The 26,963-nt window shown below is 59.4% G+C and carries 26 protein-coding genes; 14 read left to right on the top strand and 12 right to left on the bottom strand.

Features of this window, described 5'->3' with window-relative positions:
• Positions 1–34: 34 nt before the first annotated feature.
• The 4 genes from FPL19_RS05190 to FPL19_RS05175 all read right to left on the bottom strand — a co-directional run bounded on the left by FPL19_RS05190 (position 35) and on the right by FPL19_RS05175 (position 5,581).
• Entirely contained in the window at positions 35–961 is a 927-nt protein-coding gene (locus FPL19_RS05190; RefSeq protein WP_150911260.1) for an esterase/lipase family protein, read from the bottom strand.
• A gap of 155 nt (positions 962–1,116) precedes the next feature.
• On the bottom strand, positions 1,117–1,440 hold the full coding sequence (locus tag FPL19_RS05185) for a DUF3301 domain-containing protein (protein WP_150911258.1): 324 nt from the start codon (positions 1,438–1,440) through the stop codon (positions 1,117–1,119).
• The gene (locus tag FPL19_RS05180) at positions 1,437–4,481 is read right to left on the bottom strand and encodes an efflux RND transporter permease subunit (RefSeq protein ID WP_150911256.1); all 3,045 of its coding nucleotides are present in this window, start codon (positions 4,479–4,481) and stop codon (positions 1,437–1,439) included. Before FPL19_RS05180 ends, FPL19_RS05185 begins: the two co-directional genes overlap by 4 nt.
• A complete protein-coding gene (locus tag FPL19_RS05175) occupies positions 4,481–5,581 on the bottom strand; it encodes an efflux RND transporter periplasmic adaptor subunit (protein WP_150911254.1) in 1,101 nt (366 codons plus the stop codon). The genes FPL19_RS05180 and FPL19_RS05175 overlap by 1 nt, the downstream gene beginning before the upstream one ends.
• Positions 5,582–5,775: 194 nt before the next feature.
• On the opposite strand from FPL19_RS05175, the gene FPL19_RS05170 reads away from it, so the two are divergent.
• Positions 5,776–6,315, top strand: coding sequence for a J domain-containing protein (locus tag FPL19_RS05170; protein ID WP_150911252.1), 540 nt, complete (start codon positions 5,776–5,778; stop codon positions 6,313–6,315).
• Between the two features lie 7 nt (positions 6,316–6,322).
• Here the strand turns inward: FPL19_RS05170 and FPL19_RS05165 are convergent, their stop codons facing one another.
• Positions 6,323–7,102, bottom strand: coding sequence for a secretin N-terminal domain-containing protein (locus tag FPL19_RS05165; RefSeq protein ID WP_150911250.1), 780 nt, complete (start codon positions 7,100–7,102; stop codon positions 6,323–6,325).
• 329 nt (positions 7,103–7,431) lie between these two features.
• Here FPL19_RS05165 and FPL19_RS05160 point away from each other — a divergent pair, with 329 nt between their 5' ends.
• A complete protein-coding gene (locus tag FPL19_RS05160) occupies positions 7,432–8,490 on the top strand; it encodes a 3-deoxy-7-phosphoheptulonate synthase (RefSeq protein WP_225314299.1) in 1,059 nt (352 codons plus the stop codon).
• Here the strand turns inward: FPL19_RS05160 and FPL19_RS05155 are convergent.
• A complete protein-coding gene (locus FPL19_RS05155; protein WP_150912404.1) occupies positions 8,435–9,106 on the bottom strand; it encodes a LysE family translocator in 672 nt (223 codons plus the stop codon). The two genes, FPL19_RS05160 and FPL19_RS05155, sit on opposite strands and share 56 nt — an antisense overlap.
• 101 nt (positions 9,107–9,207) lie before the next feature.
• Here FPL19_RS05155 and FPL19_RS05150 point away from each other — a divergent pair, with 101 nt between their 5' ends.
• Positions 9,208–10,647, top strand: a complete 1,440-nt coding sequence (locus FPL19_RS05150) for a dihydrolipoyl dehydrogenase (protein WP_150911248.1) — start codon at positions 9,208–9,210, stop codon at positions 10,645–10,647.
• Here the strand turns inward: FPL19_RS05150 and FPL19_RS05145 are convergent.
• Entirely contained in the window at positions 10,592–10,873 is a 282-nt protein-coding gene (locus tag FPL19_RS05145; RefSeq protein WP_225314298.1) for a DUF2061 domain-containing protein, read from the bottom strand. The genes FPL19_RS05150 and FPL19_RS05145 overlap by 56 nt on opposite strands.
• A gap of 247 nt (positions 10,874–11,120) precedes the next feature.
• Here FPL19_RS05145 and FPL19_RS05140 point away from each other — a divergent pair, with 247 nt between their 5' ends.
• The 4 genes from FPL19_RS05140 to FPL19_RS05125 all read left to right on the top strand — a co-directional run bounded on the left by FPL19_RS05140 (position 11,121) and on the right by FPL19_RS05125 (position 14,684).
• Positions 11,121–11,594: a Dps family protein gene (locus FPL19_RS05140; protein WP_150911246.1), complete on the top strand. Its 474-nt coding sequence runs from the start codon at positions 11,121–11,123 to the stop codon at positions 11,592–11,594.
• Between the two features lie 185 nt (positions 11,595–11,779).
• The gene (locus FPL19_RS05135) at positions 11,780–13,423 is read left to right on the top strand and encodes a choice-of-anchor I family protein (protein ID WP_150911244.1); all 1,644 of its coding nucleotides are present in this window, start codon (positions 11,780–11,782) and stop codon (positions 13,421–13,423) included.
• Positions 13,424–13,788: 365 nt separating this feature from the next.
• Positions 13,789–14,196 carry a hypothetical protein gene (locus FPL19_RS05130; protein ID WP_225314297.1) on the top strand — a complete coding sequence of 136 codons (408 nt, stop codon included), beginning with the start codon at positions 13,789–13,791 and terminating at the stop codon, positions 14,194–14,196.
• 8 nt (positions 14,197–14,204) lie between these two features.
• Positions 14,205–14,684, top strand: a complete 480-nt coding sequence (locus FPL19_RS05125; protein ID WP_225314296.1) for a PaaI family thioesterase — start codon at positions 14,205–14,207, stop codon at positions 14,682–14,684.
• A 17-nt stretch (positions 14,685–14,701) separates the two neighbouring features.
• Here the strand turns inward: FPL19_RS05125 and FPL19_RS05120 are convergent, their stop codons facing one another.
• Entirely contained in the window at positions 14,702–15,586 is an 885-nt protein-coding gene (locus tag FPL19_RS05120; RefSeq protein ID WP_150911242.1) for a LysR family transcriptional regulator, read from the bottom strand.
• Between the two features lie 90 nt (positions 15,587–15,676).
• Between FPL19_RS05120 and FPL19_RS05115 the strand changes: the two genes are divergently transcribed.
• From FPL19_RS05115 to FPL19_RS05105, 3 genes are all read left to right on the top strand, one after another.
• Complete coding sequence (locus FPL19_RS05115) at positions 15,677–16,426, top strand: NAD(P)H-dependent oxidoreductase (protein WP_150911240.1); 750 nt, start codon at positions 15,677–15,679, stop codon at positions 16,424–16,426.
• Positions 16,414–16,983, top strand: a complete 570-nt coding sequence (locus tag FPL19_RS05110) for a hypothetical protein (protein WP_225314295.1) — start codon at positions 16,414–16,416, stop codon at positions 16,981–16,983. Before FPL19_RS05115 ends, FPL19_RS05110 begins: the two co-directional genes overlap by 13 nt.
• A 160-nt stretch (positions 16,984–17,143) precedes the next feature.
• A complete protein-coding gene (locus FPL19_RS05105) occupies positions 17,144–17,497 on the top strand; it encodes a DUF4174 domain-containing protein (RefSeq protein WP_225314294.1) in 354 nt (117 codons plus the stop codon).
• A 13-nt stretch (positions 17,498–17,510) separates the two neighbouring features.
• Here FPL19_RS05105 and gtfA read toward each other — a convergent pair whose 3' ends face one another.
• On the bottom strand, positions 17,511–18,953 hold the full coding sequence (gene gtfA, locus FPL19_RS05100; protein ID WP_150911236.1) for a sucrose phosphorylase: 1,443 nt from the start codon (positions 18,951–18,953) through the stop codon (positions 17,511–17,513).
• A gap of 17 nt (positions 18,954–18,970) precedes the next feature.
• Positions 18,971–21,244 (bottom strand): glucosylglycerol-phosphate synthase, encoded by a 2,274-nt coding sequence (gene ggpS / locus FPL19_RS05095; RefSeq protein ID WP_150911234.1) that lies wholly within the window; start codon positions 21,242–21,244, stop codon positions 18,971–18,973.
• A 121-nt stretch (positions 21,245–21,365) separates the two neighbouring features.
• Between ggpS and FPL19_RS05090 the strand changes: the two genes are divergently transcribed.
• Entirely contained in the window at positions 21,366–22,601 is a 1,236-nt protein-coding gene (locus tag FPL19_RS05090; RefSeq protein WP_404802812.1) for an MFS transporter, read from the top strand.
• Positions 22,602–22,635: 34 nt separating this feature from the next.
• Positions 22,636–22,836 (top strand): hypothetical protein, encoded by a 201-nt coding sequence (locus FPL19_RS17530; RefSeq protein ID WP_191965218.1) that lies wholly within the window; start codon positions 22,636–22,638, stop codon positions 22,834–22,836.
• 44 nt (positions 22,837–22,880) lie between these two features.
• Here FPL19_RS17530 and FPL19_RS05080 read toward each other — a convergent pair whose 3' ends face one another.
• Positions 22,881–23,792, bottom strand: coding sequence for an alpha/beta hydrolase (locus FPL19_RS05080; protein WP_150911232.1), 912 nt, complete (start codon positions 23,790–23,792; stop codon positions 22,881–22,883).
• 83 nt (positions 23,793–23,875) lie between these two features.
• Positions 23,876–25,156 (bottom strand): lactate 2-monooxygenase, encoded by a 1,281-nt coding sequence (locus tag FPL19_RS05075; RefSeq protein ID WP_150911230.1) that lies wholly within the window; start codon positions 25,154–25,156, stop codon positions 23,876–23,878.
• A gap of 158 nt (positions 25,157–25,314) precedes the next feature.
• Between FPL19_RS05075 and FPL19_RS05070 the strand changes: the two genes are divergently transcribed.
• The gene (locus FPL19_RS05070) at positions 25,315–25,941 is read left to right on the top strand and encodes an alternative oxidase (protein WP_150911228.1); all 627 of its coding nucleotides are present in this window, start codon (positions 25,315–25,317) and stop codon (positions 25,939–25,941) included.
• Between the two features lie 88 nt (positions 25,942–26,029).
• The gene (gene osmF / locus FPL19_RS05065) at positions 26,030–26,962 is read left to right on the top strand and encodes a glycine betaine ABC transporter substrate-binding protein OsmF (RefSeq protein WP_150911226.1); all 933 of its coding nucleotides are present in this window, start codon (positions 26,030–26,032) and stop codon (positions 26,960–26,962) included.
• Position 26,963 lies beyond the last annotated feature (1 nt).

Raw genomic sequence — 26,963 nt, 5'->3', positions numbered from 1 at the left:
CGGCGACCTGCGGATATAAGAATTCACGGGTGAATTACAGGCCGCGATTCTTCAACCGGTTTGCCTGGCTGCGATACAGCGAGACCGGGTTGGTCCACCAGGAACGGGCGCCGAAGATATGGTTGATGGCGTCCACATGGTTCATGTCGTAGTGGGTGCCAATCACGTTACCCATCTTGGTGGCGCATACGCCCACCAGCCCGTCGCTGTCCTCGTTGCCAAAGGCCAGGGAGGTGATGCCCAGGAAGGGGTCGGAAACGTCGGTCCAGTTGGTGTAAACGGCTTTACCGGTCCAGGAGAACATCTTGACGCGGTTACCGTTGATCCACTGATCCTCTGCCGTGCCCGAGCAGGACCAGCGGTTCACGCCTTTCCAGCCCAGGGCATTGTTCAGATCGGTGGTGCCACGGGTGGTCAGGGTTTCCAGCGCGGCCAGGCCGTTCTGCGGGTTATCGGCACTGGACAGGGCATTCACCAGATCCCCCAGTGCGTTGGCGATGGCCTGTGCGCCACCTTCAACATAACTGCCCGGTGGAATGATGCCGCGCACCACGTCCGCCACTTTGGAACCCTTGTTAACGCCGTTGATCGAAGTGATCGAGGCAATCTTGTGGGGAATCAGCGCCGCGGTTACGCGGGAGGTGGGGGCGCCCTGGCTGTGTGCCATCAGGTTGACCTTGGAATGCCCAAGCCCGTTGACATAGTTGGCCAGCTGCTGGCCCCTTTGCTCGCTGCTGTTCACGAAGGAAACGCTGGCGGAATACACCTGGGCGCCACTGCGCTCCAGATTCCAGGGAATATCGTGAAAGTAGTTGATAAGGCCGCCGAGGGTATTGAAACCGGTCACACCGTGTACCAGAACAATGGGATGCCTGGTATCGGTATAGCTGGCATGGCTGAGCGTCGGTGCACCAAGCACCATACAGCCCATGATCACTGCAGAAGTGATGAGTTTGCGCATGGTTGACTCCTGTTGTTTTTGTCGGTTGGCTCTCCGGAATAGGAGGCCTTCGTCGCCAATGCACTAACGATTATTTGCGATTCGGGCAGAAGTAAGAATCGCCCATTTGGGGGAGGTGCCGCTGACAGCGGATTTAAAGGGGAGTCAGGAAAGAATCAGTGGAAAGGGCCAAACCGGTGGGGCTCCAGTTCGCTGTGGATGATGCGCTGGCCCAGCATGATGATGCGCCCCTGGTAGCGTTCTTCACCGGTCACGGTGAAATCGAACATGAAGCGCCGCCAGACCCGCAGGCTGCCCCGGTCGTCGCGCTTGAACCAGAGGCCGCGCAGATACACGGCGTCGTCCAGAAGCATGACATCCATGGAATCACAGTAGCGTTTGGCCGCCTGCAGAACCGAATCTTTTATGGCCTTGCTTCGCCACCAATACCAGATGGCGAAGCCGGCCACAAAAATCCAGAACAGATTGCTCAGCGTCATGAAGCGGCGGGCTGGGCGTTGTGATCCCGGCCCAGAAGGATATAGAACGCCGGCAGCACGAAGATGGTGAACAGCGTACCGATGCCAAGGCCTGCACTGATGGTCAGGCCGATGGCAAAGCGGCTTTCCGCGCCCGGGCCGATGGCAATCAGCAGCGGCACCATGGCGAAGATCAGCGCCAGTGATGTCATGATGATTGGCCGCAGGCGAATCGCCGCAGCTTCAATCACTGCATCAAACTTGTTCAGCCCGCGATCTTTCTGCAACTGGTTTGCGAACTCGACAATCAATATGCCGTTCTTCGACACCACACCAATCAGCGTGATCAGTCCCACCTGGGTGTAGATGTTCATGGTGGCAAAGCCAAGCACGATGAACGCCATGGCACCGGCCACCGACATGGGCACCGACACCAGTATGATGAACGGGTCGCGCCAGCTTTCGAACTGCGCCGCCAGCACCAGATAGATCACCAGCAGCGACAGGAAGAAAGTCACCACCAGGGCGCTGCCCTGGGTGGCCAGCTGCCGGGTCTGGCCGGTGTAGTCGTAGCTGAAGCCCTGGGGGAAGATCTCCGCGGCGGTGCTCTCCATGTAGTCCATGGCGGTACCCGCCGCCACTCCGGGCTGCACCACACCCTGAACCGTCAGCGAGTTCTGCTGGTTGAACTGGGTCCGGTTCGACGGTTCAACGTCGCGGGTAAAGCTCACCACGCTGCCCAGGGGCACCAGCTCACCGGTGTCGGTGCGAATCTGATAGTCGTTCAGCTTCTGCTCGTCCAGGCGGAACTGCTGATCCACCTGGGGGATAACCTGGTAAGACCGACCTTCCATGTTGAAACGGTTGATGTAACCACCGCCCAGCATGCTGGCCAGGGTCTGGCCGATGTCCTGCATGGACAGCCCCAGATCAGCCACGCGATCCCGGTCCACCTGGATGCGGGTGATGGGCCGGTCAAAGTTGATGGACTTCTGCAGGAACATGAAGTTGCCACTGCCCATGGCCTTGCCCACCAGCTCGTCCGCTACTTCGTTCAGCTGCTCGTAGCTGTTACCGGTGGTGATTACGAACTGGAACGGCAGGCCGCCGCCGGAGCCGGGCAGGGACGGACGCGGGAACACGGCTGTTTGCAGGCCGGTTACCTTATCCAGCTCGGCGGCCAGCTTCGGCTGTACTTCAAACTGGCTGGTCTCGCGCTGGCTCCAGGGGGCCATCTTGAAGCCGCCAAACACGGCGTTGGGGCCGGTAATGCCGATGATCATGAAGTCTTCTTCGTAACCCGGCACCGTCGACATCCGGTTCTGGACTTCATTGCCATGCTCAAGCAGGTAGTCCAGGGTCGCCGTCTGTGGTCCCAGGCCCTGATAGAACAGGATGCCCTGATCTTCCGTCGGCGCCAGTTCGCTCTGGCTCATGTTCACCATGAAATAGATAGAGCCCAGCACCACCACTGCGAAGAAAACCACCACGGATTTGGTCTGCATCAGCGAGGTCAGGGCCGACTTGTAGGCGTTGGCAAGGCCGTTGAAGGTACGCTCCACCATTTGCTCGAATTTCGCAGGGTTACCGTGGGGCTTGAGTACCTTGCCCGACAGCATCGGTGACAGGGTCAGTGCGACGATGCCGGAAATCACCACGGCGCCGGCCAGGGTAAAGGCGAATTCGGTGAACAGAGAGCCGACCAGGCCGCCCATAAAACCGATGGGCGCATAGACCGCCACCAGGGTGGTGGTCATGGCGATAATGGGTACGGCCATTTCCCGCGCGCCATGAATGGCGGCGTCAAAGCGGGATTCCCCCTGCTCGATGTGTCGATGCACGTTTTCCACCACGATGATGGCGTCGTCCACCACCAGGCCGATGGCCAGCACCATCGACAGCAGCGTCAGCAGGTTCAGGGAAAAGCCGAACGCCAGCATGATAAAGGCACCACCGATCAGCGACAGTGGTACGGCCACCGACGGTACAATGGCAGCCCGAATAGAGCCGAGGCACAGGAACACCACCACCAGAACGATCATCAAGGCTTCCAGCAGGGTCTTGATGACCTCGTTGATGGAATCCTCGATAAAGTCGGATGCGTCGTACGCCAGACGGGCGCTCAGACCCGAGGGCAACTGGCTTTTGATGCCCGGCATTTCGTCTTTCACCAGCCCGGCTACGGTCAGCGGGTTGGCTCCCGGCGCCAGCTCAATGGCCACGTAGGTCGCCGGCTGGCCCTTGTAGAGGGCCAACTGGTCATAGGTCTGTGAGCCCAATTCCACCCGGGCGATGTCCTGCAGGCGGATCTGGGATCCGTCGAACTGCTTGACCACCAGGTTGCGGAACTTCTCCGGATCGGCAATATCCGTATCGCTGGTCATGCTGATTTCGGTGTAGGTGCCCTTGGTGTTGCCCACCGCTGCCTGGTAGTTGTTGGCTCGCAGTTTGGCGACCACTTCCTGGGGCGTCATGTCCACCGCCGCCAGGCGTTCGGGGTTCAACCATACCCGCAGGGCAAAGGTGCGGCCCAGCAGCTCCGCCTTGCCAACGCCCGGCAGTGCCTGCAACTTGGGCTGCACGACCCGGGTCAGATAATCGGTAATCTGCGGTACCGCCAGCTCTTCGCTGTAGAAGGCGATGTACATCAGGGCGGTGGAGTCACCGGTGGTGGAGGTGATCACCGGGTCCTGAGCTTCCGCGGGCAGCACGTTGCGCTGGCTGGCCACCTTGGCCTGAATTTCCGCCAGCGCCGCGTTGGCGTCGTAGTTCAGTTCCATCTTGGCCTCGATGGTGGAGGTGCCCTGGGAACTGGTGGAGGTCAGGTAATCAATACCACTGGCTTCGGCTATGGCCTGCTGCAGCGGTGTGGTGATAAAACCCTTGATCAGGTCGGAACTGGCGCCCGGGTACGCGGTAGTCACCGTGACGGTGGTGCTTTCCAGTTCCGGATACTGACGGATTTCCATTTCCAGGGCTGCCCGGGCGCCCAGCAGGAGTATCAGAAGGCTGACCACCGTCGCGAGAACCGGACGGTGGATAAATATGTCGGTGAATCGCATTACTCAGATGCCTCCTGCGCTTGCCCGTCTTCCTGTATCTCGACCTGCTGGCCGGCACGCAGACGGAGCAGACCCTTGGCAACCACGGTTTCGCCGGCCTCCAGGCCGGAAAGCACCGCTGCCCGGGTGTCGCGGGTTTCACCGGTTTTGACGGTGCGGCGGTTGACCACCTTCTGGCCTTCGTCGTTCTCTTCAACCACGAATACAAAGTCGCCATAGGTGTTATAGGAGATTGCGGTGCGGGGCACCGTAACTACCTGGTCATCAGCCGGTTGGCGTGTCTGGATGGTGGCGAACATGCCCGGGCGCAGGCGGTTCTCCGAGTTGTCCAGGGTGGCGCGTACGCGCACGGTACGGGTTTGCGGGTTCACCGAGGTGTTGATGGCGGTGACCTTACCCTCGAAGGTTTCATTGGGAACGGCTGCCACGGTGGCAACCACCGGGTAACCTGTGGCTACCTTGGGCAGATCCCGCTCCGAGAGGGTGTAGTCCACATAGATGGGATCCAGCATGTTGATTTCCACAATCGACGTGCCGGTGGGAATATACTCGCCCTGGTCGACCATGCGGATGCCGAGGGTGCCATCGAAGGGTGCACGGATGGTCTTCTTGTTCAGCTGCGCCTCTGCTTCATTAACCCGAGCCTTGGCGGCGTCGAAGTTGGCTTTGGCTTCATCGTACTGGGACTGGGACACCGCCCGCTTGGGCAGAAGGTCGGAAATCCGCTGGAACTCCTGGGCCGCCAGCTGTGCTTCGGCGCGACGGGTGCGCACGGCTGCCTCGTCAATTTCAGCATTCAGCCGCACCAGCACATCACCCCGCTTGACGGTGTCGCCGGATTCGAAGTTAATCTCTTCAACAACGCCGGGCAGTTCGTTGGCAACGCCAATACCGTTTACCGCTTCAATGCTGCCAACCGCCTTCACCGCGAGGGTCCAGCTCTCGGTAATGGCTTCGGTGGCCGCAATCTGGGTGGGCGGCTGGGGCTGGGACATCTGTTCCTGCATCTGGCCGAACTGGTAGAACTTGTAGCCAAAGATGCCGCCAAGAACGGCACCAAGGACGATGATGACGATCACAAAGCGGGAAGCGGTGCGCATAGCTGAAATCCTGGTCAGAATTTATAAAAGAGTAAAGAATAGCATCCTATACAACGCGCGAGCACGCTGTCACTGACTTGTCCGTGGAAATGCGTACAATTACTGCGAGTTTCAGACAACCGTAATGCAGCTGTATGACAGGCATACTATAAGCGGCACGTGTCTACGTTTACGCCCATCAACAGGATTAGTTCATGCACTGGATACTTGGAATTGCCCTCACCATTGCCGTGTTCGTTATTCTCAAGCGGTGGGGCGCCCTGAGTGCAGAGAAAAAGAAAACCGCCGCCTGGAAGATGGTTCTGGTGGTTGGTGGTGCACTGCTTGTTTTCATGGTTTTGACAGGCCGGGTTCATGTGCTGACGGCTGCGGTTGCCGCGCTGCTGCCACTGCTGCGAAAACTGCCGATGCTGCTGAAATTCATGCCCATGGTCCGGCGGATGACAGGCCAGAACCAGTCACAGTCGGGCGGACAGAACGGCGCTGAGGGCGCAAACGGGGCCGAAGGCCATGGCTCGGGGCGAAGAACCACGGCCAGTTACGGCGGGATGGGCCTGGATGAAGCCTGCGACACTCTGGGCCTGACTCCGGCCGCCAGCCGCGAGGAAATCATCGCCGCCCACCGCCGGTTGATCCAGAAAATGCACCCGGACCGCGGCGGGAACGACTACCTGGCTGCGAAAATCAACGAAGCCAAAAGCGTCATGCTAAAGCACTGTTCGTCTGCCGCCTGACCCCCGTTTAAAGAAGGTCCACCCGAACCTCATAGGAGGTTGAGCCCTTGCTGTCCTGGCCGGTGCTGTAGACGATGCCGGACTGCTGTCCGGATACCGTCTCGCGCGTGCTGCCCAGTGATACCCACTGCCCCGGCTCTACCCGGCGGATGGTCATCAGGGCTTCGGTTTCATAGCCGGGCACGCCGCTGTCTGGTTCCTCCTCAAACGAGACAATGCTCAGCTCGATCGCTCTGTCGGAAATCACCTGCGGGCTGACAATAAACCCGCTGCGGGTTTCCACCTGTTCCAGAAATACCGCCGGATTACGCCCGCCGCGAATGGCCATGGGCAGGGCCCGCACCTGGCCGGAAGTAATCTGGGCCGACTGACCTTCCTGAACCATCAGCGAACGCTGTCGGGTCTGCTGGGTTGAGATGGTTTTGCGGGTCGCCTGCACATTTACCTGGTCGTTGGTGATGGTGATTCCGCTGCCCCCCTGCTTGCCCATACTGTCGTTCACCGAGCGCACGGAAATACGCATCTGCACCGGGGCTACATCCATGGTTTCAATCAGCTGGCCGATTTCATCCAGCACCCGGGGCTCGGCCCGCACGATCAACTGCTGGCCCTGGCTGGATACGGTAAGCTCATCGCCGGGGTAGAGATCGCGGAGCTGCTGTGCCACATCAGCGGCCGAACGCTGGCTTAATTCGTATTGCCGCGCTTCCGGGGCGGCCATTAGAGGGTTGGCCAGGCCGGCCATCAGAACAGCCATCAAAGCCGCAACTATAAAAGGAAGGCGCATGGCTTTCTCCAAAGCGGTTGCAATCCCGCGAACACGGGGGTTATATTAAAAAGCATGAAGACAACACACGCGATCTGTCAATTGAACAAACTGAAAGCTTTCGGTCATGAACCGATGGCTGCAGTCGCTGCTGTGTTTTTCTGGTGGTTTGGTTATGGCTATTTTAGCCACAGCCCGGGCCGCCGTTAGAAACGTCTTGAACGACTGAATAACGAGGAAGGCAGCCCGGCACCTAACCAGGCTGCCACCGGACTCGAAAAGCCCCGACTGGTAGCCAGCCCAGCCGGGGCTTTTTTGATTCGGACACAGGGAAACAGGACCCAATAAAAATGAACATGCCAACCAGCATTGACGCGCTGACCGCAACCCAGGCTCAGCAGGAAACCACGGGCACCGCAGCGGCCACGCCCCTGCCCACTCCGGGGCAGCTTAGGCGGGAGTTCCCCGTGCCTGCGGACGTACAGGCCCGGATTGCCGAACAGCGCGACGCCGTGCGACGCATTCTAAGGGGCGAGGACTCGCGGCTGCTGATCGTCATGGGGCCTTGCTCCATCCATGACGAAGTGGCGGCGCTGGAATACGGTGCAAAGCTCAGCAAGCTGGCCGATGAGGTCAGCGACCGCTTCCTGATCGTGATGCGGGCCTACCTGGAAAAGCCCCGCACTACCGTAGGCTGGAAAGGCCTGTTGTATGACCCGGACCGCACCGGCCAGGGCGACCTGAACGAGGGCCTGGTTCGCTCGCGCCGGCTGTTGTTGAACCTGGCCGAAATGGGCCTGCCCATTGCCACCGAAGCACTGAGCCCCTTCGCCATGGACTACCTGGGGGACCTGGTCAGTTGGACCGCCATCGGCGCGCGCACCACCGAATCCCAGGTGCATCGGGAAATGGCCAGCGGCCTGCCCATGCCCGTGGGCTTCAAGAACGGCACCGATGGCACGGTAGGGGTTGCGGTGAATGCCATGAAATCCGCCGGCCACCCGCACCAGCATTTCGGTATCGGCGAAAACGGCGCCCCGGCCATGCTCAACACCCCGGGTAACCCGGACACCCACCTGGTACTGCGCGGTGGCCGAGGCATCACCAACTACGACGCCGACAGCATCCGCGAGGCCATGGCGGCGCTGGACGCAGGCGGGGTTTCAACCTCGGTGATGGTGGACTGCAGCCACGACAATGCCTGCAAACAACACGAACGCCAGATGGATATTGCCAGAGACGTAATCGCCCAGCGCAATGCCGGCAATAGCGGAATTCGCGGGCTGATGCTGGAAAGCTTCCTGGAGCCGGGCCGCCAGAGCGACGGCGGGGAACTGCTCTACGGCTGCTCGATTACCGATCCGTGCCTGGGATGGGACCAGACGGAGGCTCTGATCCGCTTACTGTAGAAAACAGCAGCTGCCCGGCCAGTAACAGCAGCACGCCGCCCATCAGCCGGTCCAGCCAGTGGCCGAAGCGGTTGAAGCTTTTGCGCACCCGCTCGAGGGTGAAAAACACGGCGACCAGGGCAAACCACAGCCCGGTGGCCAGCGCCATGTAGATGCCGTAGCCCGCCTGCAGGGCAACCGGCGTGCCGGGGCTGATCACCACCGAGAACAGTGACACAAAGAACAGTGTCGCCTTGGGGTTAAGCGTATTGGTCAGGAATCCCAGGCGCAGGGCCGCAAAGCCGGATTGCGCCACGCGGGGCTGGGTGTCCACGTAAATGCCGCCGGCCCGGGCCTTCAGGCACTGGATGGCAATCCACGTCAGGTAAAGCGCGCCCATCACCTTCAGAACGCTGAAAAGCACCACCGACTGCTGGATCAGCAGCCCGATGCCCAGCAGGGAATAGCACACGTGCACCAGAATCCCCGCGCCAATGCCGAAAGCGGTCAGCAGCGCATTGCGCCTGCTCTGGCACAGGGCCTGGCGCAGCATCACCGCAAAGTCCGGGCCCGGGCTTGCCACCGCCAGCAGGTGAACCAGCGCCACCGTCAGAAACTCCGCCCAGTAATTCTGCATCCGTTCGCCCCCGGTTTGCTCGCCGCCGTATGAAAAGTCTGACAGCATAGGTCGAAACCGGCTTTTTTTCACGAACGCGTGAAGCATCAGGAGAAATATCGATGGAAAAGCGAGACGTAGACGTTGCCATCATCGGCGTGGGCACCGCAGGCATGGTCGCCTACAAGCGGGTAACCAAAGCCACCGACAAGGTGGTACTGATCGAGGCCGACCAGTACGGGACGACTTGCGCCAGGGTTGGCTGCATGCCCAGCAAGCTCCTGATTGCCGCCGCCGACAACGCCCACCAGATGCAGCTTGGGGATCTGTTCGGCATATCGGCCGGCAACATCACCGTGGATGGCAAAAAGGTGATGGAACGCGTCCGGTCCGAGCGGGATCGCTTCGCCGGATCGGTGGTCCGTTCGGTGGAGAACTTCCCCGAGGAACATCGGCTGATGGGCCATGCCCGGTTCGTTGGCCCCAACCGCCTGATGGTGGGGGACCACACCGAAGTGAACGCCGAGCGCATCATCATCGCCACCGGCGCCCGCCCAAACATCCCCGGCTTCCTGAAAGACGCCAAGGACCGCCTGGTGGTGAACGACGACATCTTCGAATGGCAGGACCTTCCCGAGTCCGTGGCGATATTCGGCCCCGGGGTAATCGGCCTGGAACTGGGGCAGGCCCTTGCACGGCTGGGGGTGCGGGTGCGCATGTTCGGCAAAAGCGGCTCCATCGGCGCGATACAGGACAAGACCATCCGCGACTACGCCCTGAAAACCTTCAACGAGGAATTCCCCCTGGACCCGGAAGCCGACGTTAAGAAAGTCGAGCGGGTGGAGCAGGGCGTTGCCGTCACCTTTGCTGAGAATGGCAGCGACACCACCGAAACCTTCGACTACCTGCTGGCCGCTACTGGCCGCCGCCCCAACGTCGACGGGCTGGATATACAGAATGCCGGTATCGAACTGGACGACAAGGGCAGCCCGGTATTCGACCCCTACACCCTGCGCTGCGGCGACAGCCATATTTTTATCGCCGGCGACGCCAACAACAGCCTGCCGCTTCTGCATGAAGCCGCCGATGAAGGGCACATTGCCGGGCAGAACGCGGCGTCCTGGCCGGAGGTGCGTACCGGCCTGCGCCGCACCCATCTGGCCATCGTGTTTACCGATCCGCAGATCGCCACCGTGGGGCTTACCCGCGACCAGGTTGATGAGCGCTGCAAAGGCTGCTTTGCGGTAGGGGAAGTGTCGTTTGAAGACCAGGGGCGCAGCCGCGTGATCGGCAAGAATCGCGGGCTATTGCGGGTTTACGGGGAACACGGCACCGGCCTGTTCATGGGCGCGGAAATGTTCGGCCCGGCGGCGGAGCACATTGCTCACCTGCTGGCCTGGTCCGCCCAAAAGCGGCTGACCGTCAGCGAGATGCTGGAAATGCCCTTCTATCACCCGGTGATTGAAGAGGGCCTGCGCACGGCGCTGAAGGACCTGAACCGCAACCTCAGCATTGGCCCTGCGCCTGAGGAAGGCTGCACGGATTGTGGGCCGGGCGTGTAACCCCGGCGGCCCGGCGGGCCCAGATGCGCTCGTGGAAGAAATAGGCAACCGTGTTGATGGCCGGCTCGACCATCGCGATCAGGCTGCCGATCAAGATGTCGCCGGTCAGCAGATAGGCAACGGTGAAGGCAACCGTAAAGTGCGTCATGGCGAAGGTGATGGTTTTGATCAGTGACTGATCTCCCTTCGAGCCATGGTTGTGTATGAAAAGCTTCAGCGCGCTCATGGGTGACTCCGAATCCGTGTAGCTATGAAACGTGGTATTGGAATCATTAGACGCTGAGTGAGAATCAATGTTAAATCAATTGTTTTGAGATTTCTGATAGGAAAGGGCTATTCAGCCTTGGCGAGCCAGAAGCATAGGCATTAGACCGTACTATCAGGGGTATTGGTGAACTAAACTTCCCTTATTTCAGTAATCTAAGTTAGCGTAGAAGCCAATATTTCATCATTTGCTGTCAAGGAGACACGCTATGAGCAAGAACTTCATCGGCCTGGATACTGAAAAAACTGCCAAACTCGCCGACTCACTGAACGATCTGCTGTCCAATTACCAGATCTTCTACATGAACGTGCGCGGCTACCACTGGAACATCAAGGGTGACAACTTCTTCGAACTGCACGTGAAGTTCGAAGAGCTTTACGATGACCTGCTGCTGAAGATCGACGAAATCGCCGAGCGGGTCCTAACACTGGGCCACCGCCCGGCCCACGCCTACAGTACCTATATCGAAAAATCCGAAGTGCCGGAGCGCAAAGACGTATCCGACGGCAAAGAAGCCATGGAAAACATCGTGGAAAGCTTCGCCAAACTGATCACCCGCCAGCGTGAACTGCTGCACCTGGCCGGCGATGCCGACGACGAAGGCACCGTGGCACTGATGAGCGACTACATCTCCGAGCAGGAAAAAACGGTCTGGATGTATCGCAGCTACCTGGGCCACTAAGAGCCCGGAGAAAGAAGAGAGCGCGGAAAGCGTGACGAGAGAGCAGGGCGGCCATACGGCCGCCTTTTTTATGGAACACTGAAACACGCCTGCCTTGAAACTGTCTTCATACTGACCCCGAGCTGTCATATCGCCGCCCTAAATTAATGAGTCACTAAACATCCCACTGACTCACTGAGGCGACTATGGAACTTCGCAAATCCCTGCTTACCCTGGCCATTACCGGCTCGCTTGTTACCCTTGCCGGCTGCACCGACGACGGCACTGACGGCACCGATGGCGCCCCCGGCACCAGCCAGACCCTGATCGAACTGAACACCCTGGGCACCTACGCCAGCGGCGCCTTCGACGAAGCGGCAGCAGAGATAGTCGCCCACGACCCGGCCAACCAGCGCCTGTTCGTGGTGAATGCGAATGATGTAACCGTAGACGTACTGGACATCAACGACCCGGCCATGCCGACGCTGATGGGCACCATCGACGCCAGTGCCGAGGGCGGCGTTGCCAACAGCGTGGCGGTATACGGAGACCTGGTGGCCGTGGCCATCGAGGCAACGGTAAAGCAGGACAACGGCAAAGTGGTTTTCTACAACACCACCGACCTGAGCAAGATCGGTGAAGTCACCGTCGGCGCCCTGCCAGACATGCTGACCTTCACCCGCGACGGCCAGAAAGTACTGGTGGCCAACGAAGGCGAGCCTAGCGACGACTACACCAACGACCCGGAAGGCTCCGTCAGCATCATTGACCTGAGCAATGGCGTGGCCTCGGCTACCGTCACCACCGCCAGTTTCGCGGGCTTCAACGCCGACCAGGCCGAACTGGAAGTCGCCGGCCTGCGGGTATTCGGCCCCGGCGCCACCCTGGCCCAGGACATGGAGCCGGAATACATCGCCGTCTCCATCGACAACCAGAAAGCCTGGGTCGCCCTGCAGGAGAACAACGCCGTAGCCGAACTGGACATCGCCGCCGGCACTATCAGCGCCATCGTGCCCCTGGGCTTCAAGGACTATAACCTGATCGGCAACGAGCTGGACGCCAGCAACGAAGACAGCGGCATCAATATCCGCAACTGGCCGGTGAAAGGCATGTACATGCCCGATTCCATGGCCAGCTACGGCTACAACGGCAAAACCTATTACATCACCGCCAACGAAGGCGACGCGCGGGACTACGCTGGCTTCAGCGAAGAAGCCCGGGTAGCCGACCTGACCCTGGCCCCCGGCGTGTTTCCGGCAGATATCCAGCAAGAGCGCAACCTTGGCCGCCTGAACATCACCACCACACTTGGCACCACCACCGATTGCGGAGCCCTGGCAGTAACCGAGTGCTATAACGAACTCTACTCCTACGGCGCCCGCTCCTTCTCCATCTGGTCCGCCGACGGCCAACGGGTATTCGACAGCGGCAGCGAATTCGAGCGCATCACCGCCAACCTGATCCCGGACAACTTCAACGGCAACAACGACGAAAACAGCTTCGACAACCGCTCCGACGACAAAGGCCCGGAACCCGAAGCCATCACCACCGGCCAGATCAACGGCCAGACCTTCGCCTTCATCGGCCTGGAGCGGGTAGGCGGCATCATGGTGTACAACGTCACCAACCCGCAGAACCCCGAGTTCGTGCAGTACCTGAACAACCGCGACTTCTCCGTAAGCCAGACCCAACTGGAACAAGGCATGGCCGGCGACCTGGGCCCGGAAAGCATCGTGTTCATCCCCGCAGGCCAGAGCCCGAACAGCCAGCCCCTGCTGGCGGTGGGTAATGAAGTAAGCGGCACCACCACACTGTATGGCATTGACGTGATCGAACTGACGGCCGAATAAACCCACGGTTTTACTTCCCTTGCGCGCGCCGGCTGGCTAAAGCCCCGGCGCGTTTTTTTGTGCCTGTACGAAAGTTTGCGGTGGCGGTGGGGTGGTTGATGGGCTAGGTTTTGGCGGAATCGCGTGATTATGAAGAGGTCGCGTTTTGGAACAATGACGCGTTTGGTTTAATCGCTGTTAGGTTAGGTTCCAGGAGAAAGGTTGTACTAAGGAAATTGTTTGGGCGAAAAAAGGAAGAGCCTCTCAAAGAGAATGCGGTGCGTGTGGTCCTCTCTGAGGAGTACTACATGCTGTTGTCGGACGTGCCTACGCTGCGCTCCGGCACGCCGCAAGGCCAAGCGTAAGGCGCCAGGGGGAAACCGAACGTGAGCATTGTGCGATTGGTGAAGGTAGCAGCGATTTACTTCGCCGTGGTGTTTGGGGTCGGGTTCCTCCTCGGTCCTATTCGTGTTCTGTGGCTGGAACCCCGCCTGGGTGTTCGTGCGGCGGAACTCATTGAAGCTCCATTCATGCTTGTGGCTATCATCCTGGCCGGGAGATGGGTGGGTCGTAGGCTATGTCCCTCTCACGGCCCCTCGTTCCGGCTCAGCGTCGGTCTGCTCGCTGCTGGCCTGGTGCTTGCCGCCGATGTGGGGGTAGGCGTTGGCCTTCGGGATATGTCGGTGACTGAGGTGTTTACACAGCGGGATCCCGTATCCGGGCCGGTGTACTACGCTCTCGTCGCGTTAACCGCCGTGAGCCCGTGGTTGTTTGGCCGGCAACTTGCGATCTGAGACTTCCATTGCTGCAAAGCTTCGCGTTGAAGCGTCAGTTGATTGAAAGGGGACATCCGCAAAAGGAAAAGGCAGTGAGTGACTTGTTCGAATTCGGTAAAAAGATATTGGAGAGCCAGCCATTCAGCGTTCTGCTCGGCACTGAGCTTGAACTTTTTGAGCCCGGAACGGCGGTTCTTGGCCTGGTTGTGCGCGAAGAGCTGAAGCAGCAGCATGGTTTCGTCCACGGCGGTGTGATCAGTTATCTGGCAGACAATGCATTGACCTATGCCGGTGGCTCGGTGCTGGGCGATTCGGTTACCTCCGAGTACAAGATCAATTATTTGCGACCTGCTATCGGTAGAAAACTGTTGGCAAGAGCAACAGTGCTTTCGTCAGGGAAAAACCAGGCTGTGTGTCAGTGTAATGTTGTGGCAATTGGGGATGAAGGCGAGCGCATCGTTGCCGTTGCTCAGGGAACCATCACCAGGGCCGGCTTAAAGGAATAACCAGGCTGGTCCCGGTTCTAACCAAGCCGCTTCCGCAAACACTCCCCAATAACCTGTGTAAACTCCCGAATTCGCTTCACCCGCCTCAGATCAGGATGGGTCAGAATCCACAGTGGAATGTCCAACTCTCCAATGGAATCCGTCAGCCGGCAGAGCTCTGGATCTACCTCCCCCAGATAGTCCGGAAGCACGGCAACAGCCGCGCCTGATCGCGTGGCGGTTTGCATGCCCAGCATGGAGTCGACCCGGTAATGGCTGAACTCGTCCAGTCCATTCCGGGCCATCCAGGTTTCCAGGGCACGGTTGCCCATATGGTTGTCCGGGCCAATCCATAGGTGCCCGGTTAAGGTTTGCAGGGGCGTCTGTTCGTTCTGCCAATGCTGTCGCTGCCCGTAAACGCTTTGCCGGATTACCCCAACCTTGCGACCAACCAGCGTTTCCGGCGGGTTATCGGTGGGGCGAATGGCGACGTCCGCTTCCCGTTTGCTCAAACTTTGCACCTGGTTGGAGATGACGACTTCCAGCTTGATGTCGGGATAGTCCGTCCGAAAGGTGTCGAAGGGTTTGGCCAGCAGGCCCGCAAACAGGGTGTCGGTGGTGGTGACCCGGATGGTGCCGGACAGCTTCAGGTCTTTTCCCGCTAGTCGGCGTTCGGCGCCGGTGATGTCTGTTTGTACCCGTTTTGCGACCGCGAACAGGTCCTCGCCGGCGGCGCTTGCGGAATAGCCAGTGCGTGAACGTTCAAACAGGGTGACGCCCAGCTGATTTTCCAGATTCGTCAGCCGGCGGAAGACGGTCGCATGGCTCACTCCCAGGCGCCTGCCAGCGCCGGACAGCGTGCCCGTGTCGGCAATGGCGGCGATGATTTGCAGGTCATCCCATCGGATGTTCTGTTCGTTCATGCAAGCTCAGTTGTAAGATATTGGGAATGTATGTGCATCTAAGAACAGCATAGGCTATCCCCAGATGAATTCAAAAAGGGGTGAAACCTTATGAATGTGTTGATTGTACTGGCGCACCCGGAGCGGGCGTCGTTCAATGGCGGGCTGGCGGATGTGGCGAAGCAGGCCCTTGAGTATGCGGGGCACACCGTCGAACTGGACGACCTCTATCAGGAAGGATTCGATCCGGTTGAACGCGCCAGCCACTATTCCCAGAGGGTAGATGAACAGTATTTTGCGCCCTTGACCGAGCAGCGCGCCCATTATGAGCGGGGTGCCCTGGCGCCGGAGGTTCAGCGGGAAATTGGCCGGCTGGAGTGGGCCGATCTGGTGATTTTCCAGTTTCCGTTGTGGTGGCATGCGCAGCCCGCCATTCTGAAAGGCTGGTTTGATCGGGTGCTGGTTTACGGCGGGCTCTACTCCGGCAGCAGGCGATACAACCGGGGGCATTTTCAGGGTAAAAAGGCCCTGTGTTCAGTGACCACCGGGTCTCCGCATCAGGCGTTCATGCCCTTCGGTCGCGCTGGCAATATGGTGGAATGGCTGTGGCCTATGCATTCCTCGCTTTATTACGTGGGGTTTGAGGTGCTGGCGCCCCAGGTCAGCTATGGCATTCAGGGTGGTGGCATTCGTTATCAGGATGAGTCTGAATTCAGGGATCAGTTGGAGCAGAATAAAACGGTGTGGGCGGATCGGTTGCCAGGTCTGTTTAACGAGTCATCCATTCCTTTTACCGGGTGGGAAGACTGGGACCAGAACGGTGTGCTTGAACAGACTCATCCCATGCGATGGCGACTGTAGGCAATAAGGTGGCTGCGGCTTTATTGTATTTGTTCGGCTTGCGGGAGAGTTCTTTCATAAGCGGAGCGTTATTCGTAAAAGGAGGAGTCGTGCATCATTTAGCGGCCCACTGGATTGTGGGGTTACTGAGAGATCGGAATATCCCCTTTCTAATCTGTGGAGGACTCGCTGCAAAGGGATATGGCTCCGAGCGTGACCTGAATGACATCGACCTTTTCGTTCCCGGTGAACACTTTTCGTCAGTGGTTCAGGCCGGCCAGGAATTTGTATCCAAGGCTGCCGCCCACCGCCAAGAGGAAGGTTGGGATCTAACTTACGTCCAGTTCAAGTTTGAAGGCATCAAAGTGGAGGTAGGTAACGCTGACGGTCCGAAAATCTTCGATGCAGGCAACGAGACATGGGTTCCACTCAACATTGATTTTTCTCGCTATGCGACCGTGCATTTGCTGGGCCTTGAACTGCCCCTTATGCTGAAGGACGATCTGGTCCGGTATAAATCTGTGCTTTCACGTCCGGTGGATATCGAGGATGTCCGTGCCATCCGTGAGAGCGAATAACCAGACCATGCCGCAGATCAACAGGGAGCAGGCGATACATTGATAGCCGGGCAGAGCATCGCAGGGGGTAACGATGATCTCAAAGTTTTGTGGATTTCGACGCGAAGCCATTTTTGCCTATTTGCTGCTACTGATCTCGGGGACCGCCGACGGAGCCGATATGAACCGACTGTCCGATTACCGATGGAACAACCGGCTTGTGCTCGTGCAGGCGGCGCCTGACACAGAGGGTGCGATAGACACCTTACAGGCCGCGCAGGCCGGTATAGACGATCGGGATATCATCTGGTTTGTGAACACCGAATCAGGCCTGGTCTCGAATCAGGGGGCGCTGACCAGGGGCGTTGCACAAGACGTAACGGACCTGTTGGAAAAGAGCGATGCGGACGAACGCGTCCTTCTGATCGGCAAGGACGGCGGTATCAAAAGTCGCGAGCCGACCCTGAATTTGGATGCTATTTTCCGCCGAATCGATGCCATGCCGATGCGCATTCGGGAGATGCGGGAGGATTGAGGTCTGTCTGGGCTCAGCATTCCAGATGCCTGGTCTTCCCGGTTTCCACATCCACGTAGTTCACCTTCACCGTTTTGAAGTTCAGGTCCACAAACAGATGGCAGTAATACTCGCCGTGGCGCCAGGCCATGGCGACGCTGGAGCTGTTGGAATAGTTCAGTTCGAAGTGCCCATCAAAGGCCGGGTAGTTGCTGCGGAACTTCATCAGGCTCAGCAGGCGTTGGACTACCGGTTTCTGAATGTCTTCTTCCACTTCGTCCAGGGTGTAGTAGTGGCGGTTGATGTCCCTCAGTTCGCCACTTTCTTCCATCAGTTCATGATCGTTGCAGCCGGCCAGGAGGCCCACGTAATAGACCTGCGGGATGCCGGGCGTGAAGAACTGGATGGCGCGGGCGGCGATGTAGGCGTCGTCGTTCTGCATCAGTGCGTCATAGAAGGTGCAGGTGAGCTGGTAGATGGCCCCCACGCTGTGAATGTTGGCCGCTGAGCGCCGCATGATGGGGTCGGCGCTGCGGGCGTCGATGTTGTCGATCAGTACACGGATTTTCTCGTCCGGCAACACGCCCTCCACATCCGGGATGCAGATGCCGTCGTGGGTATCCAGCACGGTGACCATGTTGCGCGGGCACATGCGCAGCCAGTTCTTCAGGTACACGCTGTTCGCATCCAGCAGCGAATACAGTAACAGCGGCGGCAGGGCGAAGCCGTAGGGGTGCATGTTCCGGCGGCTGATGGCGTACTGGTAGCTGGTGTGGTCATGCACTTCCGGCAGGCATTCCGCGCCGTGTTTCAGGGCGACTTCGTTGATCCAGTCGAGTATCTGGTACACCTCCGGTTCCACCAGGAAGCAGCTGGTGCCAATGCGTTTGGTGGTGTAGCCGAATGCGTCTAGGCGCAGCAGGTTAACGCCCTTGGAGGTCAGGAATCCGATGTAGCTTTCCATCAGCTGGTAGGCCAGGTCGGATTCGTAATTCAGGTCGATCTGCTGTTCGGTGAAGGTACACCACACCCGGGTTTTGGTGCCGTCAGAAAGGGTCACTTCACGGAAGGGTTCTTTCTCCTTGCGGATGTGGATCTTCGCCATGTCGTCCGGCGAGATCTCGCCGAATTTGTCCACGTGCACAAACAGATCGGCGTAGTCCGAGTCGAAGCCGTTGGCGATGAAATCGCGGAACTCGGGGGATTCGTCCGAGATGTGGTTAACGGTCAGGTCCACGCACAGGTCGTACTTTTTGGTGAAGGCTTCGATGTCGTCCCAGGTGCCAAACGCCGGGTCCACCTCCTTGTGGGTCAGCGGCGAGAAGCCGCCATCGGCGTTGGAGGGAAAAAACGGCAGGATGTGCAGCCCCCCGATGGCTTCGGACAGATGCGTGTCGACGACCGTGTAGAGGTCTTTCAGGTTATTGCCGATCCGGTCCGGGTAACAGATCAGCTGCACCGCATTTTTTAACAACATGGTTCGGTGTCCTCGGTTCAGGCGGCGAAGTGACCAATGGGCAGAATTTTTTCCAGTTTGGTGGCGCGGCGCTGTTCGGCGGTGTCGATAAATTCCCGCCCCCAGTAATCAATGTCGTAGCGGCTGACCACTTCGAACGCCTCGCTGAGCCGGTTCTGTGCTTCGCTGCGGCTCATGGCCAAAGCGTAGTAGCAGGTGTCGGCAAGATCCTGGGGGTGATGGGGGTTGGCCAGAATAGCCCCGCGTAGTTCGGCGGCCGCGCCGGCAAATTCCGACAGCACCAGCCGGCCACTGCCCTGGGTCAGGCCCTGGGTGGCGATGTATTCCTTGGCTACCAGGTTCAGGCCGTCCCGCAGCGGGGTAATCCACATCACGTCTGCCATAGTGTAGTAAGACACCAGTTCCTCGAACGGCAGGGCGCGGAAGAAGAACTGCACGGGCGTCCAGCCCACCTGGGCGAACTGGCCGTTGATGCGCCCGACCGTCTGTTCGATCTGCGACAGCAGTTCCTCATAGATAGTCATGCCAGCGGCGGCGGGCACACAGACCATCATCAGGGTGACTTTGGTTTTCAGCTCCGGGTGTTCGTTCAGCATGCGCTCGTAGGCATCCAGTTTTTCGATGATGCCTTTGGTGAAGTCCAGGCGCTCGACCGACAGTATCAGCCGAACGTCCATCAGTTCTTCACGCAGGACTTCCATGCGGTCAATCACGCTCTGGTCCGCCAGGGCATTGCGCACGCGGTTCAGATCCAGCCCCACCGGGTGGGCGCCGAGGCCGATCCTTCGATCATTCACCTTGATCTCGGTGCTCATCTCGTCAAGGCCCACGGCACAGCCGTAGGTCAGAAACCGGGGCGCGCAGCCGGCTTTTTCGGTGACTTCCAGGGGCGTGACACCGCGCGCCACATCCACAAAGTTCTCGGCCTGCCGGGGAATGTGGAAGCCGATGTGATCGCACTGCAAAAGGCTGCCAACGATTTCACGGCGCCACGGCAGCACGTTGAACACGTCCGCCGAGGGGAAATAGGTGTGGTGGAAAAAGGCAATGGTGAGGTCCGGTCGAATCTCGCGCAGGTAGGCCGGCACCATCCATAGATTGTAATCGTGAATCCACACCACGGCGTTTTCGGCGGCTTCTTCGGCGGTTCGCTCCGCAAACTGCTTGTTGACCTTGAGGAACACCTGCCAGTGATCATCGTGGAAGGTGGCCCGCTCCCAGAAGGTGTGCAGGGTGGGCCAGAACGCTTCTTTGGAGAACCGCTTGTAGAAGATTTCCACGTCGTCCTTGCTCAATGGCACCCGGGCCGCCACCAGTTGTTCATAGCGGTCGGTATCGACTTCGGTGTGGGTCTGGAAGGGTCCAAGGTCCGGGTCGTCAATGGACCAGGCCACCCAGGATCCGGCCTTGCCGTCGGCGAAGAAGCTCAACAGGGTGGGGATGATGCCGTTGGGTGATTTCGGGCGCCGGCGGATCAGCTCGCCATTTTCCACGACTTCTTCGTAAGGCAGGCGGTGGTAAACAATGACCAGATCCGATTTGCCGGAGCTCATGGCATCCGGCGCTTCGGCTTCAATGCCCAGGTGACCCAGATACCCGAAGTGCTCGAACGCTTCCAGGATACCGCCACAGCCGGTTGCGCCGGCGTGGAGAACCCGCGCCTTTTGCTCGGTAGCTTGTAGCAGGGCAGATTCGGATTCCCCAACGCAGACGCCTTTGAAACCGTACTCGTACATCGAAAGGTCGTTCAGGGTATCGCCCGCCACCAGGACGGACTCCGGGTCTACCTTAAGATGCTCAACCAGGCGTGACAGGGTACGCCCCTTGTTCACTCCCCGGGGCAGAATATCCAGATACTTGCCGCCGGAGAACAGAAGATTGCACGAAAGGGCTTCGACCCTGGCGACCATGTCATCGGTGACCACATCGGCCGCACAGAAATAGGATACCCGGCGTTCTTGGGGTACTTCCTGCCGCTGCAGGCCGTCAAAGGATTGCAGGGCGTCTTCAATCATCTGCTCACCGGGCCAGAGATCGTCTATTTCCCCTTGTAAGGGCTGAATGGCCTGCTGGGAGTTGCCGTTGACCACCGTGCAACCGACGTCACAGATTATGTAGTCCGGTTGCGGAATCGTCGGGTCGGATAGCAGTGGCAGGACTGATTCAAGCCCGCGACCGGTCACGAACACCAGATCGATTTCGGGGTGGGCAACGATCAGCCGGTAGAGCTTGAGGCGGTTTTCGGGGTCGCCCGCGAGAAAAGTACCGTCGAGATCAGTGGCAAGTAACATGGTCTGCTCCTATCAAGGCTTTCACTCATGTCAGGAGTTCGTTGCACCTTTCATACCGGAATCCGCTTTATCCGGGTCGTCTGTGGCGCAGCGATTGCAGGATAACCGGGTATCCCGCCGTATAAGCCGGTCGAAGGAGGTGTGTATCTGGACTATTGTGCGCCCTATTGGTGCAATTCTCGCCAGCGTCGCTCTATTACAGCTCGGTAGCGGCCTGCTAAACACCCTGCTGGCCATCACGGCCAACGAAGTCGGTTTCTCCACGGCACGGATCGGCGTAATCATGTCCGGTTTTTTCGTGGGGTTCGCCTGCGGCATCTTTATCAGTGGCCGTTTGATCCGCCGCATGGGCCATATCCGCACCTTTGCCTTCTGCGCGGCGGTGTGCGCGTCCATCGCGCTGCTGCACCCCCTGTGGGTTGATCCCTGGGCGTGGATGGCGCTCCGCTTTCTTTACGGTTTGTCCCTGGTCACACTGATGACGGTGACGGAGAGCTGGCTAAACACCCGCGCTGAGAAGCACGAGCGCGGACGGGTATTCGCAATGTACATGGTGGTCAACCTTGGGGGCATTGCCCTTGCGCAGCAACTACTCAGGCTGAGCCCGAGCGAGCTGCTGGTGCTGTTTTCGGTATCGGCCATCCTCAGTTGCTGGGCGCTGCTGCCCATCACCATCAGCAGTCGCAGCCAGCCCCACATTCCCGAACGGGCCAAAAGCAGCCTGAAGAAAATCATCGGTTTTGCGCCGCTGGCCGTGGCAACTTCGGCGCTCTCCGGTCTGGCGATGGGTGCTTTCTGGGGAATGGCGCCCTTGTACGCCAGCAAGCTCGGATTCGGGTTGTCGGAGGTGGGCCTGTTGATGAGTCTTACCATTGTGGGCGGTGCTCTGCTGCAGATCCCGATCGGCCGGTTTTCTGATACTCAGGACCGCCGGAAAGTGCTGATCGTTGTGTCGGCGCTGGCGGCGTTGATGTGCCTGATGATGCCGTTTGCCTGGAGCAATGCATCACTGATGGCCGTGTTCTTTCTGTGGGGGAGTCTGTCTTTTTCGCTCTACCCGCTGGGCGTGGCCCAACTGCTCGACCAGCTGCACCCCGACGAGGTGGTTTCCGGCTCCACGGACATGCTGGTGTTGCACGGAGCCGGCGCTGCCGTGGCGCCTCTGCTGGTGGGTTTCATTATGACTCTGGTCGGCCCTCAGGGCATGCCGCTCTATATGGCGGTTATTCTGGGCCTGCTTACCCTTTATGCGATCTATCAGGTTCGCCATGTCTCGGTGCTGACCGCCGGCGAGCATGCGCATTTTGAGCCGATGGCGCAGTCGTCCCATGAGATCGTTGAAATGATTGAGCGGTAGATAGTTGCTGAGTGACCCGCGTCCGGGACAGCCGGTGTTTCGTAAGCGCCGTGCCGATACTCTGTACACTCAGTTGCACTGCGCCATAGCACAGGCTGCTGATGCCATCGTGGGATCGTTTGACCACCCGCGCCCAGGGCCGGGTCACCGCAAAGACATCCAGAGCCTGGAACGATTCGTCGGCAATGGCCAGGTGCACCCGTTTGATTTTTTCAACTCCGTGGCCCGAACCTGACGCCAGCACATCCGCAACGCCAAGCCACCAGTCCTGTTGCTCATTCATACCAGCCACTCCTCAAGTTGTTTCGCCACGTCCGGATGCCGTGCCAGCGTCACATGATCGACGCCGGGAAAGGTGGCCATGCCGGCCAGATGCCAGCCCGACCTCTGTTCACCCCGGGCGCTGGACTCGTGGACCAGCGCATCACCAAATAAGGCATTCACCGGGTTTTGGCGCGCGCGGGCCAGCAGACCGCACACCACAAAATGTTTGACGCCGGGCAGTAACGGCGGTGACTCCTCGCCCTCGGCGACCACGTCACCACGGGACAGATTGCGGATACCTTCGCTGCGCAGATCCACCACTTCCCCAATGACGCGCAGATAATCCCGGGGCATGTCGCTCATCAGTTCTGCAACCGCATGGGCGCCCCGTGCAAGCCAGGAACCATCATGGGGTGAGCCAACGTATACGCAGTCCGTCAGAGCATCAACCCACGCCTGCCCACGAGCCTGGGCCACGTGGCAGGCGCTGCGAACCAGCAACCCGCCCATACTGTGGCCGATCAGAATCAGGCGCGTGACCGGCACCGGCCAGCCCGCCACCAGCTGCTCCAGCAGGTCGGCCAGCTCTTCGCCGTTGCTATAGATGGGCCGTCCGGTGTTGTATCTAAGCGTCAGACTGGAAACACCGCCGGGAATGCGACGGGACAGACTCGAACCGTAGGTGTCGCCGCTCGTGCCGGGAATCTTCCAGACGGTTTCCAACTCCATCAGCCCGTGAATCGACAGGCAAAGCGTGCCGCATGCCATGGTCGGCTGCGGTGCGCCAACGTCCAGCGGGCGACCACCCTCCAGCACCTGCATGGCCACCGCGAGTGGATTCTGACGGGATTCCAGCCAGTCGCCGACAAAACCACTGACGATGGCACTGGTGTGGCGCTGCCAGGTGGGCATTTGACCAGAAGGCATGGGTATCGTCCTTTTGCATGATGTCTGACCAGTCTACGCCGATTTTGGGCAATGCAATTGACTTTAGAGGCCCTTTTGCAGCGTCAACGCAACGCCTCCGGTGTAATCTCGCTGATGGACTTACAACCGGACAGCCCCATAGTGAGCTCGAAATCCGTTTTCAGGTTGGCAATTACTTCCCGCACTCCGGCTTCGCCGGCAATGGCCAGGCCATAGACCCAGGGCCGGCCCAGGCAGACAGCGGTGGCCCCGAGAGCCAGCGCCTTGAACACGTCGGCGCCTGTGCGGATGCCGCTGTCCATGATGACCGGCATTCGGCCGGCAACGGCTTCAACCACCGCCGGCAGGGCCTCGAGGCTGCCGATGGCACCGTCCACCTGGCGCCCGCCGTGGTTGGAGACAATGATGCCGTCCATGCCGTAGTCCACCGCCTTGCGGCCGTCGTCCGGATGCTGGATGCCTTTCAGCACAATCGGCAGGCTGGTGTGGTCGCGGAGCATTTTCAGATCGTCCCAGGTCAGGGAGGGTTTGGAATACACCGAGATAAATTCCTGTACCGCTGCCATGGCCTTGCCAGAACTGATGCCGTCCAGAGTCCCACCGGGCCAGGACTGGCCGATCTGTTTGAGTGCTTTGAGGGTTTCCAGCGTCAGTTTGGGCCTGGCCGTGCCGCCCTGCTGGCTCGGGTTTTTCAGGCTTTCCAGAAACACCGGGTCGCTGGTGTACTGGGCTATGCCTTTGCCCCGTAAAAAGGGCAGGTAGGCCAGGTCCAGATCCCGGGTGCGCCAGCCCAGCATGGTGGTATCCAGGGTGACTACAATGGCCTCGCAGCCACAGGCTTCGGCGCGGCTGACCAGGCTGCGCACCAGGTCATCGGATTTGCTCCAGTACAGCTGGAACCAGCGCGCTCCGTCGCCCATGGTGTCGGCCACCTTCTCCATGGGCTGCGACGCCTGGTTTGAGAAGATCATGGGTATGCCCTCGGCCGCGGCGGCCCGGCCAACGGCTGCATCGGCATCCCGGTGGGCCATTTCCAGCACGCCGATCGGGCTCAGCAAAAACGGGCTTGGCAGGGTGCGGCCGAACAGGTTGACGGTGGTGTCCCGTTCGGAAACGTCCTTGAGCATGCGCGGCACAATGCGCTGGCGGTCAAAGGATTCCCGGTTCGCCCGCATGGTGCTTTCCAGGCCCGCACCGCCGGCGATGTAGGCGTAGGCTTCCTCGCTCATGGCGGCGCAGCCCTGGCGTTCGAGCTCGTGAAAATCCACCGGCACCCGTGGTTTCTCGCCGCCCAGGCCTTTGCTGTAGATGTCCTGCTGGCGGTTGATGGTTGGGGCTCGGCGAGCGGCGGGGTTGTTGTCCATGGGGGCACTCCTTTTGGAACTCCTTAGGGAACTCCGTTGTTTTTATCAGACCTTCACTATACTGAATGACTAGTCACACCCAAAGGCCGACGAATTACGGACGATTGCTGGCGTACCGATGAACCCAGATGGCTGGAAGTCTGGCCGCAGGAGTTGTAATGAATAAAGTAGTCACGGATATCGAGCGTACTCACTTTGCGCCCAAGGATTTTTCCGACCGTATCGCCTACATGACGGTGCGTTTCATGCGGTTTTTTGCGGATGCCTTTTTCGCCGGCCGCTATGGCCATCGTGCCGTGGTGCTGGAAACGGTGGCGGCCGTCCCCGGTATGGTGGCCGGGAACATCCAGCATCTGAAGTCACTGCGCCGGCTGAAAGATGACGACGGCTGGATCCATACGCTGCTGGCGGAAGCCGAGAATGAGCGGATGCATCTGCTGACGTTCATAAACATCGCCAAGCCGTCGACCTTCGAGCGGTTCCTGATCATCATTGCCCAGGGCATGTTCTACAACGGCTTCTTCCTGTTCTATCTTCTATCCAACAAAACCGCCCACCGCATCGTGGGTTACCTGGAAGAAGAGGCCGTCCACAGCTACACCGAATATCTGGAAGGCGTGGACAGCGGCAAGTATGAGAATGTGCCCGCGCCACAGATCGCGATCGACTACTGGCAGCTGCCCCAGGATGCCCGGTTGCGGGAAGTGATCATTGCGGTGCGCGCCGATGAAGCCAAGCACCGGGATGTGAACCATGGGTTTGCGAATACGCTGACGGATGGTTGAAGCCTGAATTCAGCGCCAATGGCGAAAGCCAATCCCGGCTTGTTCTCGTAGACTCATGCCATAGACTTAAAGAGGTTTTCGACAACTAATGAGAGGAACGGCTGTGTCTACTATTCCCCTTCTTCGCCGCCTGGCGGCCTGCCTGGTATTGGTTCTTTCGGCTCCTGCTATGGCGGCGGAGCCGGTGGTGGTGTCTTCCAAAATCGATACCGAAGGCGCTGTGCTTGGTCAGATGATTCTGCAGTCACTGAAAAGCGCCGGTATTCCGGTGGAGAACCGCCTTCAGTTGGGCGGCACCAGCATCGTGAGGAATGCCATCAAGGCTGGCGAAATCGATATTTACCCGGAATACACCGGTAACGCTGCGTTTTTCCATGATCAGGCCGATCGGGATATCTGGAAAGACGCCGACCAGGCCTACGAACAGGCGGCAAAGCTGGACAGGAATGCGCACAACATTGTCTGGCTGAAGCCGGCAGAGGCGAACAACACCTGGGCCATGAGTGTGCGGGGCGATCTGGCGCAGGAGCACAATCTGAGCACGCTGGAAGACCTGGCGCACTATCTGAATGACGGTGGCCGCTTCAAGTTTGCCGCCAGTGCCGAGTTTGTGGAGTCTGCCAGCGCGCTGCCGGCCTTCCAGGAGGCCTATGGTTTCAAGCTGGAGTCTGACCAGCTGCTGATTCTCTCCGGCGGCAATACCGCTGCAACCCTCCGGGCGGCGGCGCTGAACGACAACGATGTGAACGGCGCCATGACCTATGGCACCGACGGCGGCCTGAACGCGCTCGGTCTGAAGGTTTTGGAAGATACTGCCGGTGTGCAGCCCGTCTACCAGCCTGCGCCCATTGTCCGGGCTGAGGTTCTGGAAACCTACCCGGGGATTCGGGATGCCCTGAATCCAGTCTTTGAATCGCTGGATCTGGAAACGCTCCAGCGCCTGAACGGTCAGGTTGCGGTAAATGGCGTGCCGGCGGAAACCGTCGCCCGCGATTATCTGGATTCCCTGGCCCGGGACTGAA

Origin of the sequence: Marinobacter halotolerans (assembly GCF_008795985.1) — a bacterium.
In the GTDB taxonomy this organism is placed as follows: domain Bacteria; phylum Pseudomonadota; class Gammaproteobacteria; order Pseudomonadales; family Oleiphilaceae; genus Marinobacter; species Marinobacter halotolerans.
Note: the sequence above shows the minus strand (reverse complement) of the source record. Positions and strands in the feature narration are given on the sequence as shown.

Bases quoted from the DNA above. Each gene is read 5' to 3' on its own strand.
- FPL19_RS05190 (WP_150911260.1), bottom strand. From the start codon at position 961: ATGCGCAAACTCATCACTTCTGCAGTGATCATGGGCTGTATGGTGCTT.
- FPL19_RS05185 (WP_150911258.1), bottom strand. From the start codon at position 1,440: ATGACGCTGAGCAATCTGTTCTGGATTTTTGTGGCCGGCTTCGCCATC.
- FPL19_RS05180 (WP_150911256.1), bottom strand. From the start codon at position 4,481: ATGCGATTCACCGACATATTTATCCACCGTCCGGTTCTCGCGACGGTG.
- FPL19_RS05175 (WP_150911254.1), bottom strand. From the start codon at position 5,581: ATGCGCACCGCTTCCCGCTTTGTGATCGTCATCATCGTCCTTGGTGCC.
- FPL19_RS05170 (WP_150911252.1), top strand. From the start codon at position 5,776: ATGCACTGGATACTTGGAATTGCCCTCACCATTGCCGTGTTCGTTATT.
- FPL19_RS05165 (WP_150911250.1), bottom strand. From the start codon at position 7,102: ATGCGCCTTCCTTTTATAGTTGCGGCTTTGATGGCTGTTCTGATGGCC.
- FPL19_RS05160 (WP_225314299.1), top strand. From the start codon at position 7,432: ATGAACATGCCAACCAGCATTGACGCGCTGACCGCAACCCAGGCTCAG.
- FPL19_RS05155 (WP_150912404.1), bottom strand. From the start codon at position 9,106: ATGCAGAATTACTGGGCGGAGTTTCTGACGGTGGCGCTGGTTCACCTG.
- FPL19_RS05150 (WP_150911248.1), top strand. From the start codon at position 9,208: ATGGAAAAGCGAGACGTAGACGTTGCCATCATCGGCGTGGGCACCGCA.
- FPL19_RS05145 (WP_225314298.1), bottom strand. From the start codon at position 10,873: ATGAGCGCGCTGAAGCTTTTCATACACAACCATGGCTCGAAGGGAGAT.
- FPL19_RS05140 (WP_150911246.1), top strand. From the start codon at position 11,121: ATGAGCAAGAACTTCATCGGCCTGGATACTGAAAAAACTGCCAAACTC.
- FPL19_RS05135 (WP_150911244.1), top strand. From the start codon at position 11,780: ATGGAACTTCGCAAATCCCTGCTTACCCTGGCCATTACCGGCTCGCTT.
- FPL19_RS05120 (WP_150911242.1), bottom strand. From the start codon at position 15,586: ATGAACGAACAGAACATCCGATGGGATGACCTGCAAATCATCGCCGCC.
- FPL19_RS05115 (WP_150911240.1), top strand. From the start codon at position 15,677: ATGAATGTGTTGATTGTACTGGCGCACCCGGAGCGGGCGTCGTTCAAT.
- FPL19_RS05110 (WP_225314295.1), top strand. From the start codon at position 16,414: ATGGCGACTGTAGGCAATAAGGTGGCTGCGGCTTTATTGTATTTGTTC.
- FPL19_RS05105 (WP_225314294.1), top strand. From the start codon at position 17,144: ATGAACCGACTGTCCGATTACCGATGGAACAACCGGCTTGTGCTCGTG.
- gtfA (WP_150911236.1), bottom strand. From the start codon at position 18,953: ATGTTGTTAAAAAATGCGGTGCAGCTGATCTGTTACCCGGACCGGATC.
- ggpS (WP_150911234.1), bottom strand. From the start codon at position 21,244: ATGTTACTTGCCACTGATCTCGACGGTACTTTTCTCGCGGGCGACCCC.
- FPL19_RS05080 (WP_150911232.1), bottom strand. From the start codon at position 23,792: ATGCCTTCTGGTCAAATGCCCACCTGGCAGCGCCACACCAGTGCCATC.
- FPL19_RS05075 (WP_150911230.1), bottom strand. From the start codon at position 25,156: ATGGACAACAACCCCGCCGCTCGCCGAGCCCCAACCATCAACCGCCAG.
- FPL19_RS05070 (WP_150911228.1), top strand. From the start codon at position 25,315: ATGAATAAAGTAGTCACGGATATCGAGCGTACTCACTTTGCGCCCAAG.
- osmF (WP_150911226.1), top strand. From the start codon at position 26,030: ATGAGAGGAACGGCTGTGTCTACTATTCCCCTTCTTCGCCGCCTGGCG.